Annotated in this window: 12 protein-coding genes; 3 read left to right on the top strand and 9 right to left on the bottom strand. The window is 65.4% G+C overall.

Features of this window, described 5'->3' with window-relative positions; all coding sequences use genetic code 11:
- Nucleotides 1-112: 112 nt before the first annotated feature.
- Both ACFPB1_RS17695 and ACFPB1_RS17690 read left to right on the top strand, forming a co-directional pair.
- Complete coding sequence (locus ACFPB1_RS17695) at nt 113-988, top strand: aldose epimerase (RefSeq protein ID WP_379227437.1); 876 nt, start codon at nt 113-115, stop codon at nt 986-988.
- A 344-nt stretch (nt 989-1,332) separates the two neighbouring features.
- Nucleotides 1,333-2,301 (top strand): aldo/keto reductase, encoded by a 969-nt coding sequence (locus ACFPB1_RS17690; protein WP_379227488.1) that lies wholly within the window; start codon nt 1,333-1,335, stop codon nt 2,299-2,301.
- A 432-nt stretch (nt 2,302-2,733) separates the two neighbouring features.
- Here ACFPB1_RS17690 and ACFPB1_RS17685 read toward each other — a convergent pair whose 3' ends face one another.
- Nucleotides 2,734-3,705, bottom strand: a complete 972-nt coding sequence (locus ACFPB1_RS17685; protein ID WP_379227436.1) for a TRM11 family SAM-dependent methyltransferase — start codon at nt 3,703-3,705, stop codon at nt 2,734-2,736.
- A gap of 4 nt (nt 3,706-3,709) precedes the next feature.
- Complete coding sequence (locus ACFPB1_RS17680; protein ID WP_379227435.1) at nt 3,710-4,624, bottom strand: ArsR/SmtB family transcription factor; 915 nt, start codon at nt 4,622-4,624, stop codon at nt 3,710-3,712.
- Between the two features lie 158 nt (nt 4,625-4,782).
- Between ACFPB1_RS17680 and ACFPB1_RS17675 the strand changes: the two genes are divergently transcribed.
- Nucleotides 4,783-6,291, top strand: coding sequence for an alpha-N-arabinofuranosidase (locus tag ACFPB1_RS17675; protein ID WP_379227434.1), 1,509 nt, complete (start codon nt 4,783-4,785; stop codon nt 6,289-6,291).
- Between the two features lie 1,166 nt (nt 6,292-7,457).
- On the opposite strand, the gene ACFPB1_RS17670 is transcribed toward ACFPB1_RS17675, so the two are convergent.
- The 7 genes from ACFPB1_RS17670 to ACFPB1_RS17640 all read right to left on the bottom strand — a co-directional run bounded on the left by ACFPB1_RS17670 (nt 7,458) and on the right by ACFPB1_RS17640 (nt 15,112).
- Nucleotides 7,458-9,038 (bottom strand): sensor histidine kinase, encoded by a 1,581-nt coding sequence (locus ACFPB1_RS17670; RefSeq protein WP_379227433.1) that lies wholly within the window; start codon nt 9,036-9,038, stop codon nt 7,458-7,460.
- Nucleotides 9,035-9,718, bottom strand: a complete 684-nt coding sequence (locus ACFPB1_RS17665) for a response regulator transcription factor (protein ID WP_379227432.1) — start codon at nt 9,716-9,718, stop codon at nt 9,035-9,037. The genes ACFPB1_RS17670 and ACFPB1_RS17665 overlap by 4 nt, the downstream gene beginning before the upstream one ends.
- A 382-nt stretch (nt 9,719-10,100) precedes the next feature.
- The gene (locus tag ACFPB1_RS17660; protein ID WP_379227431.1) at nt 10,101-10,385 is read right to left on the bottom strand and encodes a small, acid-soluble spore protein, alpha/beta type; all 285 of its coding nucleotides are present in this window, start codon (nt 10,383-10,385) and stop codon (nt 10,101-10,103) included.
- Nucleotides 10,386-10,453: 68 nt separating this feature from the next.
- Nucleotides 10,454-11,407, bottom strand: coding sequence for a magnesium/cobalt transporter CorA (corA, locus tag ACFPB1_RS17655; RefSeq protein WP_379227430.1), 954 nt, complete (start codon nt 11,405-11,407; stop codon nt 10,454-10,456).
- An 84-nt stretch (nt 11,408-11,491) separates the two neighbouring features.
- On the bottom strand, nt 11,492-12,907 hold the full coding sequence (locus ACFPB1_RS17650; protein ID WP_379227429.1) for an S-layer homology domain-containing protein: 1,416 nt from the start codon (nt 12,905-12,907) through the stop codon (nt 11,492-11,494).
- Nucleotides 12,908-13,264: 357 nt separating this feature from the next.
- Complete coding sequence (locus ACFPB1_RS17645) at nt 13,265-13,864, bottom strand: response regulator transcription factor (RefSeq protein WP_379227428.1); 600 nt, start codon at nt 13,862-13,864, stop codon at nt 13,265-13,267.
- 3 nt (nt 13,865-13,867) lie between these two features.
- The gene (locus ACFPB1_RS17640) at nt 13,868-15,112 is read right to left on the bottom strand and encodes a sensor histidine kinase (protein ID WP_379227427.1); all 1,245 of its coding nucleotides are present in this window, start codon (nt 15,110-15,112) and stop codon (nt 13,868-13,870) included.
- Between the last annotated feature and the right edge of the window lie 3 nt (nt 15,113-15,115).

The following is a 15,115-nucleotide window of genomic DNA, read 5'->3' as shown; positions in this document are numbered from 1 at the left end:
CGAGGGCCTCCGGTGCCGGTCGGGCATGCTCCTTTCGGGCCGATTTAGAACCAGCGGCGCGATATGGTATGATTTTCTTATCCCGACCGATATGAATGGAGGCTAATTACGCATGAGTCAACAACACCGTTACGAAGTCGAGCGCCGCGAGGACGCTTATCCGCTGTACACGCTGAAGGACGCCGAGACGGGCTCCGCGGTCACGATCTGCCCGGAACGCGGGGCCATCGCCATCGGCTGCACGCTGCACGGGACCGAGCTCTTCTATCTCGACCGGGCGACGTTCCAGGATCCGCAGGCGAACATCCGGGGCGGCAATCCCGTGCTGTTCCCCATCTGCGGCCAGCTCGTCGGCGGCAAGTTCGAATGGGAGGGCCGGGAATACGCGATGCGCAACCACGGCGTCGCCCGCAACCGCCCGTGGGACGTCGTGTCGACGTCCGAGGACGGCGAAGCGTCGCTGACGGTCCGGCTGCGCAGCGATGCGGGCACGCTGGCGGAATACCCGTTTGAGTTCGAGCTGGAATTCACTTATGCGCTGCGGGACGGGGAATTTCATATCCGCCAGGCGTACCGCAACCTGTCGGACCGCAGCATGCCTTTTTACGCCGGCTTCCACCCGTATTTCCGCACTGAAAACAAGGACCTCGTCTATGAGACGGACGCGACGAAGTACCTCGACTACAACGACAACGCCGTCAAGCCGATCGACGGTCCCGTGCGGCTGACGGGCCTCAAGGAATCCGTCGCCCTGCTCGATGCTTCTGAGCGCCGCATCGCCTTCCCGGGACCGGACGGCGGCACCGTCGTTCTGACGTACAGCGACGCGTTCCGCTACGTCGTGCTGTGGCAGGTGAACGGCTCGCCGTTCGTCTGCGTGGAGCCGTGGATGGCGCTGAACGCGGCGCTGAACACGCGGGACGGCCTGCCGGAGCTGGAAGCAGGCGGCACGCTCGAGCTGGAGGTCGCGATCGGCTACGCGCGCTAAGCGCGGCGCCGCAGCTCGAAGGCTGCGGTTGAGCCGCCGTATCGGCGGCGGCGAGCGGCTTCGCTCGCATGGCGGCCGATCGGGCCGCCTTCGGCGAGCCCCGGGCGCGGAATCGTTAGAATCGCTGATTCTAGAGGAGAGAGGGCGAATCGGACATGGCGGAAACGGAAGCGCGGCGCGCAGGCGGGCAAGACGATGCGGCTGAAGCGGCGCGGAGCGGGGAGCAGGACGGCCGCGGGAAGCTGGGGAACCGGCGGGATGGCCGCGCGGAGCCGGAGAACCGGCAGGACGGCTACGCGGAGCCGGGGAACCGGCAGGAGGGCGGCCGATTAGCCGGGCAGGCGATGCGCAGGCGCATGGGGGCTTCGGATCTCGAGCTGTCCCCGCTCGGCCTCGGCTGCTGGCAGTTCAGCAAGGGCAGCGGGATGGTCGGCAAATTCTGGCCGACCTTAAGCGACGCCGACATCGCGTCGATCGTGCGCATCAGCCTCGCGGGCGGCATCAATTGGTTCGATACCGCCGAGGTATACGGCGGCGGGCGTTCCGAGGAGGCGCTGGCGGACGCGCTGAACGCGGCCGGCGCGTCGCCCGGGGACGTGCGCGTCGCGACGAAATGGTGGCCGGTCATGCGAACGGCGGGCAGCATCCCGCGCACGATCGGCGAGCGCGAGCGGCGGCTCAAGGGCTGGCCGATCGAGCTGTACCAAGTGCATCAGCCGTTCTCCTTCTCCTCGGCGGCCGCTGAAATGAACGAGATGGCGAAGCTGGCGAAGGCCGGCCGCATCCGGCACGTCGGCGTCAGCAACTTCTCCGCGGCGCGCATGCGCGAGGCCGACCGGGCGCTGCGCGCGCACGGCCTGCGCCTGACGTCCAACCAGGTCAAGTACAGCCTGCTCGACCGGCGCATCGAGCGAAACGGCATCCTGGAGACCGCCAAGGAGCTCGGCGTCGCCATCATCGCTTATTCGCCGCTCGAGCAAGGGCTGCTGAGCGGCAAATTCCACCGCGATCCCGGGCTGGTCAAGCGCCTCTCGGGGCCGCGCCGGTTCTCGCCCGGCTTCCGGCCCGCAGGCCTGCAGCGGACGCTGCCGCTGATCGACCGGCTCGAGGAGCTGGGCGCGAAGTACGGCGCATCGCCGAGCCAGGTGGCGCTCAATTGGCTCATCCATGCCAACGGCGAGACCGTCTTCGCCATCCCCGGCGCCTCCAAGCCGCGGCACGCGGAGGAGAACGTCCGCGCGATGACGTTCGCGCTGGACGCGGACGAGCTGGGCGAGCTCGCGGAGCTGTCGGCGCTGTGCGGACGGCGATAGCGGAGGCACGCGGCAGCTGGCTGCAGCAGCAGGCGGCGGGCAACAGGGGCACGGTAGCTGACGGCAGTTGTGCGGCGGATGTGGGCGCGGTGCGTCCCCCGTCCGCCGGATGTTCGCGGGGGACGAACAGCCTCACGCCTGCGCCAATTTGAGCGCGAAAAAGCCATCCTTGGCCGATGCCGGGGATGGCTGTTTGCGCTGCGTTCCGGCGCGGAGACGGCCCCCGCAGCAGCAAGCCGCGCAACCGGTTGCCGGATCGGCGCAGGGCACGCCGCGAACCGGGATGGTGCGGCCGCTCCGGAAGCCGAAGCTCCGTATACGGCAGCTCGCCCGACCGGCGCGGCTGCGGCGCCTGCCGCTGCCCGCGCCGCCGCCCGCCGCCGCCCGCTGCCACCGCCGCCCGCATACTTCACCGCGCTCTTGCCGCTGCGCTCATCCGCCTTCGCACACCAGCACACGCCGCTCGAACTTGCCCTTGCGGACCGCGGCACGGTCGAGGACGCGCAAGCCTGCCTGCGCCAGGGCGGCGTCGATCGTCTCCGTCGTGACGACGACGACCCGCCGCGCGAGCCGGCGCGCAGCGCGCAGCATGGCGAGCCGTTCGTCCTCCGGCAGTACGGAGCAAAGATTATACGGCAGGTCGAGCACCGCCGCGTCGCCCGGCCCGTCCGGACCGGGCGCAAGCGTCGTCATGTCGGCGAGCTTCACGATGTCCGGCATGCCGAAGTGCGCCAGGTTGAGCCGCGCGCCTTTCAGCGCGAGCGGGTTCACGTCGTAGCCGACGATATCAATCCCCATCGACAGCGCCTCGATCAGCACCGTGCCGATGCCGCAGCACGGGTCTACGGCGCGCAAGCCCGCGCGGATGTCCGGCACGGCGAGGTTGACGACGGCCCGCGCGACCCGCGTGCCGAGCGCCGTGGAATACGGCTGCGGCTTGTCGTTGTGCTTCAGCCACGCGGCCTCGCTCTTCGCGTACTCCCCGAACCAATAGCGGCCTTGCGCGAAGGCGATGCCGAACAGCCGCTCCGGCCGGCGCATCTCGGCCTTGCCAGCGATCCGCCAGCCGATCGTCCGCTCGACCGCGCGCCGCGCGTCGTAATCCAGCCCGCCGCCGACGAACGTCACCTTGAACGTCCGGCCTTCGAGCCGCACGGCGTCCGCGGCGTAGCCGGCGATGTCCTCCGGACGCGCGGCGGACGCCATGACCGCGAGCCGCCCGCGGATGAACGGGCTCCGGCTCGGATCGATGTTTTTGCCGGATATTACGCAATCGTCGATAGGCTCGGCGCCGAACAGCGCCCGCATCTCCAGGAGAAATAAGTCCCGTTCGTCCTCGTGCGAGGCGGCCGGGTAGAGAAAAGCCGGCTTTTCAGGAACTAGCGCGTTCTGCATCATTTGCATGTCCTCACCCTTCCACGCTCGCGCTGCGGTACGTGCGGAAGAGGATGGACTGGCTGTAGTTGCCGAAGCCCTCGCCGTAGAGGGTGAAACCGCCGACGTGCTCCGCGTCCTCGGGCACCTCGAAGCGCAGCTGCCAGTCGTTGCGCGTCCGCACGATGTCCCGCAGCGTCACGGCGGACAGCCGCTGGCCGTCGAGGAAGGTGCCCTCGTTCGTGACGCGGACGACCTTCAGCCAGCCGTACTGGTTGACGGTCCACCAGGCGGGCGTCAGCCGGCCGCGGCCGTCGCCGGAATCGCCGGGGCTCGTCCAGACCCCGAGCAGCGTATCGTTAAGGTAGAAGTGGATATCCGACGGCCAGTCCGCCCGCACGCCGGGCGCTTCCGAGCCGATCTCGAACGAGATTTCGATCTCATCGAGCGCTTGGCCGGGGAGGACGTAGTTCGGGATCCGGTACTGGACGAAGCCTTTGCCGAACCAGAGAATCTGCGCGTGCATCCGCTCCGGCTCCATGAAATAGCGCGGGTCGTCGAACTGCCCGATGATCCGCTCCGTCGTGGCGAGCCCGCAGGTCGGATGTACTTCGAAATCCGTGTAGTGCCCGACCGGTACTGCGATTTCCTGGCATTCCCGCTTCTGCCCCTCCGGCTGCGGCAGGGACAGCTCGACGCGGCTTACGGCGAGCGAGCAGATTTTGTGCGTGCCGCCTCCCCGACGGACGAGCTTCGTATGGATTAGGCCGCCCTTCTCCAGCTTCTTCGTATGCATCGTCACGATGGCGCTGCTCAGGCCGAGCGCCGCGGCCAGCTCCTTCACGTTCATCGGCTGCGCCGACAACAGCTCCAGGATGCGCAGACGGACGTCGCTCGCGAGCGCCTCGTAGAGGGGAAGCCATTTCCGGTCCAAATTCGCGCGTATCATTGCATCACATCCCATTCAAGTTAACCTTTATATTAATTCAGAACAAAGCAAAAGAAAAGCTTGCCGCGGCACTTCGGGATAGGGTTTAATAGGGTTGTAAACGCTATTATGTTAATTGATTAACAACAACATTAATCTAATTGACGAGGTGGGTTTCCATGGCAATGAAGGCGACGATGATCGCGGACAAGGATTTTACGATCGGCGAGGTCGACAAGCGTCTCTACGGCTCGTTCATCGAGCATTTGGGGCGGGCGGTGTACGGCGGCATCTATGAGCCCGGCCATCCGTCGGCCGACGAGCAGGGTTTCCGGACCGACGTGCTGGAGCTGGTGAAAGGCATCGGCGTGCCGATCGTCCGCTATCCCGGCGGCAATTTCGTCTCCGGCTACAACTGGGAGGACGGCGTCGGGCCGGTCGAGCTCCGCCCGAAACGGATGGAGCTGGCTTGGCGCACGATCGAGCCGAACCTGGTCGGCTTGAACGAGTTCGTCGACTGGTGCCGCAAGGCGAATTCCGAGCCCATGATGGCGGTCAACCTGGGGACGCGCGGCCCCGAAGAGGCCCGGCAGCTCGTGGAATACAGCAACCATCCGTCCGGCTCGTATTGGAGCGACCTGCGCGCGAAGCATGGGTACAAGCAGCCGCATGGCATCAAGACGTGGTGCCTCGGCAACGAAATGGACGGCCCGTGGCAGATCGGCGCCAAGACCGCCGCGGAATACGGACGGATCGCGGCCGAAAGCGCGAAAGTCATGCGCTGGGTCGACCCCTCCATTGAACTCGTCGCCTGCGGCAGCTCCAACCTGCGCATGCCGACCTTCCCGGAGTGGGAGCGGACGGTGCTCGAGCTGTGCTACGACCAGGTGGACTATCTGTCGCTGCACCAATACTACGGCAACCGCGACAACGACACGGCGAACTTTCTCGCCCAATCCATGGGCATGGACAGCTTCATCCACACCGTCATCGCGACGGCCGACTACGTGCAGGCGAAGAAGCGGAGCAAGAAGAAGATCCACCTTTCCTTCGACGAATGGAACGTCTGGTACCACTCCAACGACGCCGACGCCCGGATCGAGCCGTGGTCGGTCGCGCCGCCGCAGCTCGAGGACGTCTACAACCACGAAGACGCGCTGCTCGTCGGCAGTATGCTCATCAGTCTGCTGAAGCGCGCGGACCGGGTGAAGATGGCCTGCCTCGCCCAGCTCGTCAACGTCATCGCGCCGATCATGACCGCAAGCGGCGGCGGCGCCTGGAAGCAGACGATCTACTATCCGTACATGCACGCGAGCCTGTTCGGCCGCGGCACAGTGCTGGTGCCGCTCGTGTCGTCGCCGAAGTACGACGCCAAGGACTACACCGATGTGCCGTACCTCGACGCCGTCGCGGTGCATAACGCGGAAGCCGGCGAGGTGACCGTCTTCGCGGTCAACCGCCACCTGAGCGAGGCGCTGCCGTTCGAGATCGACCTGCGCAGCTTCGGCGGCTGCCGCGTGCTGGAGCATCTCGTGCTCGAAAGCGGCGACTTGAAGGCGGCGAACACGCAGGACGCGCCGGACCGCGTCGTCCCGCACGCGCGCGGCAGCGCCGAAGCCGACGGCAGCGCCGTGCGGGCGCGGCTCGGCCAAGCGTCGTGGAACGTGATTCGGCTGAAGGTCGTGTAAGCGGGGGACGATGATGGGACGGAAAGGTCGTTTGCGGCCGCTTCCGTCCCTTTTTTGCGGTGAGCGCCGCGGGGTGCGGCGGGCTCTGGCGCGCCGGCGGCGGGCGCGGGCCGCGGGGGGCGGCGGGCGCGGGCCGCGGGCTGCGAGGGGCGGCACGTATCAAACCACGAACTTTTGCGGCCACCAGAGCCGTTATTTGCGCGAAAACGGGCTTTCCGCCACTTAAGCGGCCACACGTTCCGCTATTGAACCCTAACGCGGCATATTTGCTCACCAAACAAGCCAATAAGCGCTCCTGTGGCCGCGAAACGAGGATTTTACGTCGATTTGCCAAAATAGCGGCTCTCCTGTCCGCATAACTGAGCCTGCCCCCCTCCCAACCGCCCGAACACCATGTCTAGCTGCAGTCTGTGCCCTCTGCCCGCCTACGCAACCGTCTTGCTCAGCCTCATACACTAGTTTTTTTTGAGCGCGACTGCATCCGTGAGTGCTGCGGGTGCGGTGAGCACGGGCGCAGCGGCGGCGCACGCCCCCGAGCTGCTGCGAGCACTGGCGCGTCCGCGCCTGGCGAGATGCCACGAGACACGGCAAGTGCCACGAGGCGCGTCGGGCCCTGGCGCGCTGGTGACGGCGCATGCCCCCGGGCTGCGGCCGCCACTGGCGCGCCTCGCGGCACCGGGCGAGTGCCGCGAGGCGCGACGAGCACTTACGCACCGGCAACGCCGGACGAGTGCCGCGGGGTGCGCCAAGCACCAAACCGCGAACTTCCGCGGCCACCAGAGCCGTTATTTACGCGAAAACGGTCGTTCTGCCACTTGAGCGGCCACACGTTCCGTTATTGAACCCTACCACGGCCTAATTGCTCACCAAACAAGCCAATAAGTGCTCCTGTGGCCGCGAAACGAGGATTTTACGTCAAATTGCCAAAATAGCGGCTCTCCTGTCCGCATAACTGAGCCTGCTCCCCTCCCAACCGCCTCAACACCCCACCCGCGCCTCTCTCGTCCACCTGCTCGATCGTCCTGCTCAACCAACACGCTAGCTTTTCGCCCGCCGTAGCGAGCATCCGGCTCCCCCCAACCTTAACGCGGCATAACTGCGAAAAAGCCTCCGCCTGCCCGCAGCAATCGCGAACAAGCGGAGACTCTCTCCAATAACCGGCCCGCTTACGCCGCGCCCGGCAGCAGCACGTCGAAGCACACGCCCTCCGGCGTGTTGCCGATGCGGTACCTCGCGCCGTGGGCGTCCAGCACCTTGCTGACGATGTACAGCCCGAGCCCGCTGCCGCCCGTCGACCGGCTGCGCGACTGCTCCGCGCGGAAGAACGGCTCGAACAAGCGGGGCAGCTTCGCCTCGTCCAACTGGACGCCGGTGTTGAGCACCTCCAGCCGGTAGCGGAGCGGCGCCGCTTCAAGGTCGTCCAGCAGCTCGGGCGCCGTCGTTCCTTCCAGCATCGCGCTAGCGGAACCGGCCGCAGCCTCCCGCGCACCGCCCGGCCGGCGCTCCTCCACGAGCCGCACGTACACCCGCTCGCCTTCGCCGGAATACTGCACCGCGTTCGTGATGATATTCGAGACGGCTTTCGAGATGAGCCGCTCGTCGGCGATGATCATCGCTTCCTCCGGCAGCTCGCACGTCAGCTCCAGCCGCTTCATGCCCGCCAGGTAGCTCATGCCGTTCACCGATTCCCGCACGAGCTCGGACAGGTCCACCTTCCGCATGAGCGGGCGAAAATCGCGGCTCTCCAGCTTCGACAGCTCCAGAATCTCGTGCACGAGCTTGTCCATGTCTTGCATGATGCGGTACGACTTGCGCAGGTACGTGTCCCGGTCGCGGAACGGCCCGACGCCCGCGATCATCGCCTCGAGCTGCCCGCTGACCGCGGTGATCGGCGTCTTCAGCTCGTGCGAGATCGTCGCCACGAACTCCCGCCGCTTCGCCTCCTGCTCCCGCTCCCGCTCGATGTCGCTCTTGAGCTGGGCGTTCGCGTCCTGCAGCTCGCCCATCGTCGACTGCAGGTTCACGGCAAGCTTGCTCAGGCTGAGCGACAGCTCGCCGAGCTCGTCATGCGACTTGAGCGCGGGCTCCGTCGCCGTAAAATCAAGCTTTGCGAGCCGGTGCGCCACGCCGTTCAGCGACAGCAGCGGCCGCGCGATCAGCCGGGCGTAGATGAACGCGCCCCCGATGGCGATCAGCAGAATCGGGATGAGCATGTACGGCAGGAACAGCAGGATGACATCGGCCGCCTCCCCGATCGGCTGCAGCGGCGCGTCCACGTACAGCGTGAACGACTCGTCGCTGCCCGCGAACGTGACCTTCCGTTCGGCGCTCAGGATACGCCCGCCGTTCGCCGGCCCCGGTCCGCCGCGGTCCACGAACCGCCCCGTCTCCATCTGCTTGCGCAGCAGCGGAAAGCCGCCCGCGCCGGCACCGTCGGACAGCCAGCCCTTGAATGAGCGGAAGTTCGGCGGGATGTAATACCCGCCCCCGTCCTTGTCCCGCAGCATCATGACGGCGTTATGCTCCTGCCCGAACTTCGCGATCAGCGGCAGCCCGTCCCCCGCCGAGCGGCCGTTCACGGCGCGGACCAGCTCGTTGACGCCGCTTTCCAGCCGCGATTGCTTAATGTACCGGTAATAGCTCGGCAGCATGAAGTACAGCGTGAGGTAGAGCAGCACCGCCGAGACGACGAGCAGCGCCGTCGTGACGAGAAAGATTTTGAAGCGGATCCCCCTGCGCCGGATCATCCGCCCACCCCGGCCAGCTCCGACTCCAGGGCGTACCCGACGCCTTTCACCGTGCGGATAACCGAGATTCCGAGCTTCTTGCGGATGTTCTTGATATGCGCGTCGACGATCCGGGTATCGCCGAAGTAATCGTAGCCCCAGACTTTATCGAGGAGCATGTCCCGCGTCATGATGCGGCCGGCGTTCGTGATGAGCGTGTTCAGGATGTCGAACTCCTTCGTCGTCGTCTCCACGAGCTTGCCGTCCACGTACACCTTGTACGCGTCGGCATCGAGCCGCAGCCGGCCGCACCACGGCTGCTCCCCCGCCTGCGCGCCGCGCGTTCGCCGCAGCACCGCCTCCACCCGCTTCATCAGCACGTGGAAGGAGAACGGCTTCGTGATGTAATCGTCCGCTTCCTCCTCGAAGGCGCGCAGCTGGTCCTTCTCCTCGCCGAGCGCCGTCAGCACGACGACGGGCGTGTCGCCCTTCTCCCGGATGCGCCGGCATATCGTATAGCCGTCCAACGTCGGCAGCATCAGATCGAGTATAACGAGATCGTACGTCCCGGCCTGAAATTTCTCCCAGCCTTCCAGACCGTCTTCGGCCACGTCGACGTCGTACTGCTGGGCGCGCAGAAATTCCGCGATCAGCTCCTGGATCGACTGGTCGTCTTCAATGACAAGAATAGCCGCGGGCATAAGCAACCAACCCCCATTGAACTCAGATACGCTCAGTGTAGCCGTCCATGCTGAAGCAAAAATGAAAGAAATCTGAAATTTTGCTGAAAAGCACCAGGCGTTCCTTACGATTGTACCCGCATCAACCGCAAAGGCCCGAACGCCGCGTGGTGCCTGCGCGTCGCCCGATGCCCCGAATCAAAACCGATCCCGGAACGCACGAAAGCCGCCCGGCGGCCCGGACGGCTTGATTACATGGCTTGACGATTGCCTGTGACTCGTTCGATCGGCGTAACGGCAGCGAAGAGCAAGCTCGGCTTGCGGCCGCGAACGCCGATCCGCCGCCAGCCCGCCGCCGCGTCCCTATCGCCGAGCGCCTCCAAATCCGCGAAGCCGCTGCCGATTAAGGCTGCTGCTTAGCCAGCTTCTCCTGCGCCATGCGCACGAGCTCTTTGACCATCGCGCCGCCGATCTGTCCGCCGATCTGTCCCATCCGCTCGGTGGACGCGTCGCCGTTGTAGCCCCGCTCGAGCGGAATGCCGAGCGATTGCGCCACCTCGAACTTCACGTCGTCCGGCCGGCTCGGGTTTACGACGAACCCTTCCCGCCGCATCACCTCGGCCTTGAACGCGCTCATCGCGGCGCCTGCGCCGGGCACGAGATGCTGGCGTCTGCTGCGTCTTGACATCTGAACCATCGCCTCCTCGGGTATTGGTAGTCCTACGTTCCCCAAGCAGACGGCAGCTTATGCGCGCGTCAGTCGAACCAGCCTTTCACCCTGAACCACATGAACATGCCGAGCGCCACGAGTCCCATGACGATCAGCACGCCGTAGTAGCCGTCATGCCACTGCAGCTCCGGCATATTCACGAAATTCATGCCGTATACGCCGGCGATGAACGTCAGCGGCATGAAAATGACCGTAATGACCGTCAATGTCTTCATGATCGTGTTCATGCGGTTGGCGCTGAGGGACATATAGTGATCGCGCAGGTCAGACGTCATCTCGCGGTTGGACTCGACGATCTCGGCGAGCTTCAGCAGATGGTCGTAGACGTCGGTGAAGAACATCTGATAGCGGTTCAGGTTGTCGATCCGCTGCGTGTTCTGAATGCGGTACAGCAGCTCGCGCATCGGCACGACCGTCTTGCGCAGCTTCAGCAGCCGGTTCCGCATATCGAACACCTGCTCCAGCTTCTGACGGGTGCCCTGATCGTTCGAGCCCGTCGCGAACTCCAGAATCTGGTCCTCGATCGCCTGCGCCGCCGGAAAATATTCGTCCACCAGCTCGTCGATGACGACGTACGCCGCATGGATGCACCCGTGCGTCTCCCAGTGCGGCTTGTGCAGCACCTTCTCCCAGGCGCGCAGCATTTCGCGGCGGGGATGCTTGTGGTAGCTGACCAGATAGTTCGGGCCGAGGAACAGGTCGACCTCCTGCGTCTCCAGCGTGTCCGCCGACATCGCGTGCAGGACGAGGAAGTGCACGTTGTCGTAATGGTCCAATTTCGGGCGCTGCAAGTAATAGAGACAGTCTTCGATGGCGAGCGGATGGAAGCGAAAATGCCCTTCCCCCAGCAGCAGCGCCTCCTCCTGCGTCGGCGCCATGAAGTCGACCCAAAACCAGGTCGCCGCGTAGTCCTTCAGTTCGTCGAGCGAGGACAGCTGGACCATCCGCTTGTCCTCCGTGGCGGCAAGAATCCGAATCATGATGCAAGCACTCCAATGCAAAAAGCCGTTTGCGACTAGTGTATCACCTGAGGCCGCTTCCGATCAAAAAAGCCCGAGGCCCGATCAAACGTACGTGAAGCGGAACATCACCGCGCCGCTGCCGTCCAGCGTGTAGGCGTACGACCGGACATTGCCGTGCTTTGTGATCATATCGTTCCAGAAATCTTCGCCGTTCGGGTCGGCGTACGTCCGCTTCAGCGTGAGCGTCTCCTCGCCCGCCTCGATCGCGGCGTCGACGCGCGCCTCGAACTCGGCCGGCGTATTCACGACCAGCCCGTTGTAGACGTAATAATTGTACGTCTGCGCGGTCGCCTTCGGCAGCTTGTCCGTCCATACGTGGTCGCGGCGAAGCTCCGCGTCGGTGACGTTGAAGTAGCCGTACGCCACCCGGCCTTCCAGGTCCGGCACGGGATCGTCCCACGTGACGTCCAGATTGTAGTAGCTGCCGTCGATCTTGACCTTGTTCCACGCATGCGCGCCGCCCCCGGCCGTGCCCCGCACGTAGTAGGCCTCGATGCCCGCCATGCGCAGCAGCAGCTGGGCCGTGTACGCGTAGCCTTGGCAAACGGCGACGCCGTCAACGAGCAGGCCGTACATCGTGTAGGAATCGGCCGGCACCGTACCGTTGCGGTAATTGTCGTAATCGTAAGCCGCATGCAGCAAAATATAATCGTGAATCGCGAGCTCCCGCTCGTATTCCGACATGCCGGGCCGGATGATCTCGGCGAGAATCTCGCGCGCCTTGTTGTCGACGATGGCCGCGCGCTCGTCCTTGATGACGACCGGCTTCGCCTGCAGCGGCGCGCCCAGCAGGTCGGCCTCGCTCCGGACGAAGTACGAGCCGAACCGCTCGAATATCCGGTACACGAGCACGATGGACTGCTCCCGGGTCGTCGTCTGCTTCGGCAGGAAGCGCGGATTCGCGCCCGCGCCGTCGCCCTTCATGACGCCGCTCGCCGCCAGCAGGCCGACGGCCTCGCGCGACCAGCCGGCCAACTGCTTCGCGTCCGCGAAGACGGGGGCTGACCCGGCCGCGCTCGCCGCCAGCTCGTCGCGGAAGCCCGCCTTGGCAAGCGTATTGTAGAGCATGAGCGCGATTTGCTCGCGCGTAATCGTCGCCTTCGGCGAGAAGGTATGCGCGCCCGTCCCTTTCACGATGCCGAGCGCGTACGCCCGCAGCACGCCGGGGCTGCTCGTGTCCTTGAACGGATTGGCGCCCGGCGCCGGCGCCTCCTGATCGGTCAGCACCTCGTACAGCTGCACCGCCATCTCGCCAAATTCCTGCCGCGTGAGCGCCAGCTGGTAGCTGTTCGTCAGGCCGTACGGAATAAGCCCGCTCGCGATCGCCGCGTCGATCTCCGCCTTCGCCCAGACGCTCGGCGCGCCCGCCGCCGCGGCGGCCGCCGGCCGGGCCGGCCAGCCGAGCTGTCCCGCCAGCATCGCGACGATCACGACCAGCGCCAGCCCCGCGTTCCGCATTCGGATCCGCAAGGGCGTCCGTATTGATTTCGATTGCCGCGCTTGTATCTGTTCCCGTGTCTTCGACTGTTTCCGCATTTGTTTCCGCATCCGCTTCCGCACCCTCCCGCAGGTTCGCCAGGAAATCTCTCAACCAACGCTATGAAGCTCTCATTTCGTCCCTAGCTTACCACATGCGCGGCCGCGATTTACAATATTTTGAATCCCGCGGACGCGAAAATGCCCCGAACGGCCTAGTCGCAGCCGCCCGGGGCAATCCCTTATTCCCTCCCGACGTTCTTTCCCTTATGTGCCGGCGGACGATACCGCGCTGCGGCTCTGCCGAGCACTCTCACTCTCCAAGCCGAGCCCGCGCCGTTACAGCCAGCCGTTCTTCTCCGCGATGCCGATGGCGTCGATCCGGTTCTTCGCCTCCAGCTTCTGAATCGCCTCGGACAAATAATTGCGAACCGTCCCCGCCGACAAGTAGAGCCGGCCGGCGATATCGCCCGCGGACAGCCCCTCCGAGGCGAGCCGCAGCACCTCGCGCTCGCGCTCCGAGAGCGGATTCTCGCTCTCGAAGAACGACAGGGCGAGCTCCGGGCTGACCGCGCGGCCGCCCTTATGCACCGTCCGCAGCGCCGCGCCCAGCTCGTCGATCGGCGAATCCTTGAGCAGGAAGCCGCGAACCCCGGCCTTCATCGCCCGCTGGAAGTAGCCCGAACGCGAAAAGGTCGTCAAAATGACGACTTTGCACGCATGGCCCCGCTCCTTCAGCTTCTCCGCGACGTCGAGCCCGCTCATATGCGGCATCTCGATGTCCATGACGCAAATATCCGGCAGGAGCCGCTCGATCTGCTCCAGCGCCTGCCGGCCGTCCTCCGCCTGGGCCACGACCTCGATGTCGTCCTCCAGATCGAGCAGCGCGCTGAGCGCGCCGCGCAGCATGCCCTGATCTTCCGCTACGATGACTTTCATGGCCTATGCGCCCTCCCTTGCTTTGTCCACGAGCGGCACCGTGAAGACGAGCCGCGTCCCGCGGTCCGCGGCCCCCCGCTCGGCCGAGAGCACGCCTTCGATCAGCTTCAGCCGGTCGCTCATGCCCTTCATGCCGTTGCAGCCCGCCGCCGTCCCGTCCTTGCCCGTGTCCGGCAGGCCGACGCCGTCGTCCTCGACGGTCAGCCGCAACACCCCCGGCTCCCGCCGCAGGTCGACAGTGCAGACGCCGGCCCGGCTGTGCTTCACGACGTTCGTGACCGACTCGCGCAGGCACATGCCGAGGATGTTGTCGATGAGCGGCGACGGACTTAAGCCCTCGGCCTCGTCCTCTCGCGCAGCGGCGACGGAGCGCGAAGCCCCGCCCGCGAAGGCGGCTTCTTCCGCCGGCGAGACCGTCCCGCCGCCGCCCGACACTGTCTCCGCCAGCTCGCCACGCTTCTCGAGCAGGATGCCCGCCGCGGCGAGAATTTGTTTGGCATGGTCGACCTCTTGGCGAATCGTCACCGCATTCATGCCCGATACTAATTCCCGCACCTGCTTCAAGGCGGCACGCGACGTCATCTGAATGTCCTTCACTTCCTGCGCGGCGCGCTCGGGGTTCTTCGCGATCAGCTTCTCCGCCAGCTCGCTCTTGAGCGTAATGAGCGACAGCGTATGGCCGAGCGTATCGTGCAGGTCGCGGGAGATGCGCTGCCGCTCTTCGTTCTTCGACAGCCGCGCGATCTCTTCGTTGGCGAGGTTCAGCTTCTTGCGCAGCTCCTTGGACCGCTGCCCCAGCTTGAAGCCGATCGGCATGAGCAGCATGACGGCCATGGCCGGGAAGAGCTGCACCATCATGTCCGAATCGCGATACACCTGCCAATAGACGATATTGAACCCGAACAGCGCCAGCATCATTACATAGCCCGCGATCAGCTCCCAGCGCTTCTGCAGCTGCCCGACGAGCGGCGACGCGTAGAACGCCAGGTAGATGCCGGTCGCGTCGAACTTCAGGCAGAACAGCATCGTGATCGCGAGGAGGCCGAACACGCAGAGAATCCGCCAGCGTCCCAGGAAGTAGCCTCCGATGTACAGCACGACGAAGACGAGAACAAGGGCGAGGCCTTCGATCATCTGCACCGTGGGCAGCTGGAACAGCGACGTGAGCGGGAATACCAGATAGACGAGCCAGACCAGCGTAAAGACGAGAGGCGGTCCCGATGCGGGCCGCCTGGCGAAATTGAACATGGG

Origin of the sequence: Paenibacillus sp. GCM10023250, assembly GCF_042653205.1 — a bacterium.
In the GTDB taxonomy this organism is placed as follows: Bacteria; Bacillota; Bacilli; order Paenibacillales; family Paenibacillaceae; genus Paenibacillus_Z.
Note: the sequence above shows the minus strand (reverse complement) of the source record. Positions and strands in the feature narration are given on the sequence as shown.

What these genes read in the sequence shown, in the direction of transcription:
- ACFPB1_RS17670 (WP_379227433.1), bottom strand. Translation starts at nt 9,038, where the DNA reads ATGATCCGGCGCAGGGGGATCCGCTTCAAAATCTTTCTCGTCACGACG.
- ACFPB1_RS17660 (WP_379227431.1), bottom strand. Translation starts at nt 10,385, where the DNA reads ATGTCAAGACGCAGCAGACGCCAGCATCTCGTGCCCGGCGCAGGCGCC.
- ACFPB1_RS17640 (WP_379227427.1), bottom strand. Translation starts at nt 15,112, where the DNA reads ATGTTCAATTTCGCCAGGCGGCCCGCATCGGGACCGCCTCTCGTCTTT.
- ACFPB1_RS17690 (WP_379227488.1), top strand. Translation starts at nt 1,333, where the DNA reads ATGCGCAGGCGCATGGGGGCTTCGGATCTCGAGCTGTCCCCGCTCGGC.
- ACFPB1_RS17680 (WP_379227435.1), bottom strand. Translation starts at nt 4,624, where the DNA reads ATGATACGCGCGAATTTGGACCGGAAATGGCTTCCCCTCTACGAGGCG.
- corA (WP_379227430.1), bottom strand. Translation starts at nt 11,407, where the DNA reads ATGATTCGGATTCTTGCCGCCACGGAGGACAAGCGGATGGTCCAGCTG.
- ACFPB1_RS17645 (WP_379227428.1), bottom strand. Translation starts at nt 13,864, where the DNA reads ATGAAAGTCATCGTAGCGGAAGATCAGGGCATGCTGCGCGGCGCGCTC.
- ACFPB1_RS17665 (WP_379227432.1), bottom strand. Translation starts at nt 9,718, where the DNA reads ATGCCCGCGGCTATTCTTGTCATTGAAGACGACCAGTCGATCCAGGAG.
- ACFPB1_RS17675 (WP_379227434.1), top strand. Translation starts at nt 4,783, where the DNA reads ATGGCAATGAAGGCGACGATGATCGCGGACAAGGATTTTACGATCGGC.
- ACFPB1_RS17685 (WP_379227436.1), bottom strand. Translation starts at nt 3,705, where the DNA reads ATGCAAATGATGCAGAACGCGCTAGTTCCTGAAAAGCCGGCTTTTCTC.
- ACFPB1_RS17695 (WP_379227437.1), top strand. Translation starts at nt 113, where the DNA reads ATGAGTCAACAACACCGTTACGAAGTCGAGCGCCGCGAGGACGCTTAT.
- ACFPB1_RS17650 (WP_379227429.1), bottom strand. Translation starts at nt 12,907, where the DNA reads ATGCGGAACGCGGGGCTGGCGCTGGTCGTGATCGTCGCGATGCTGGCG.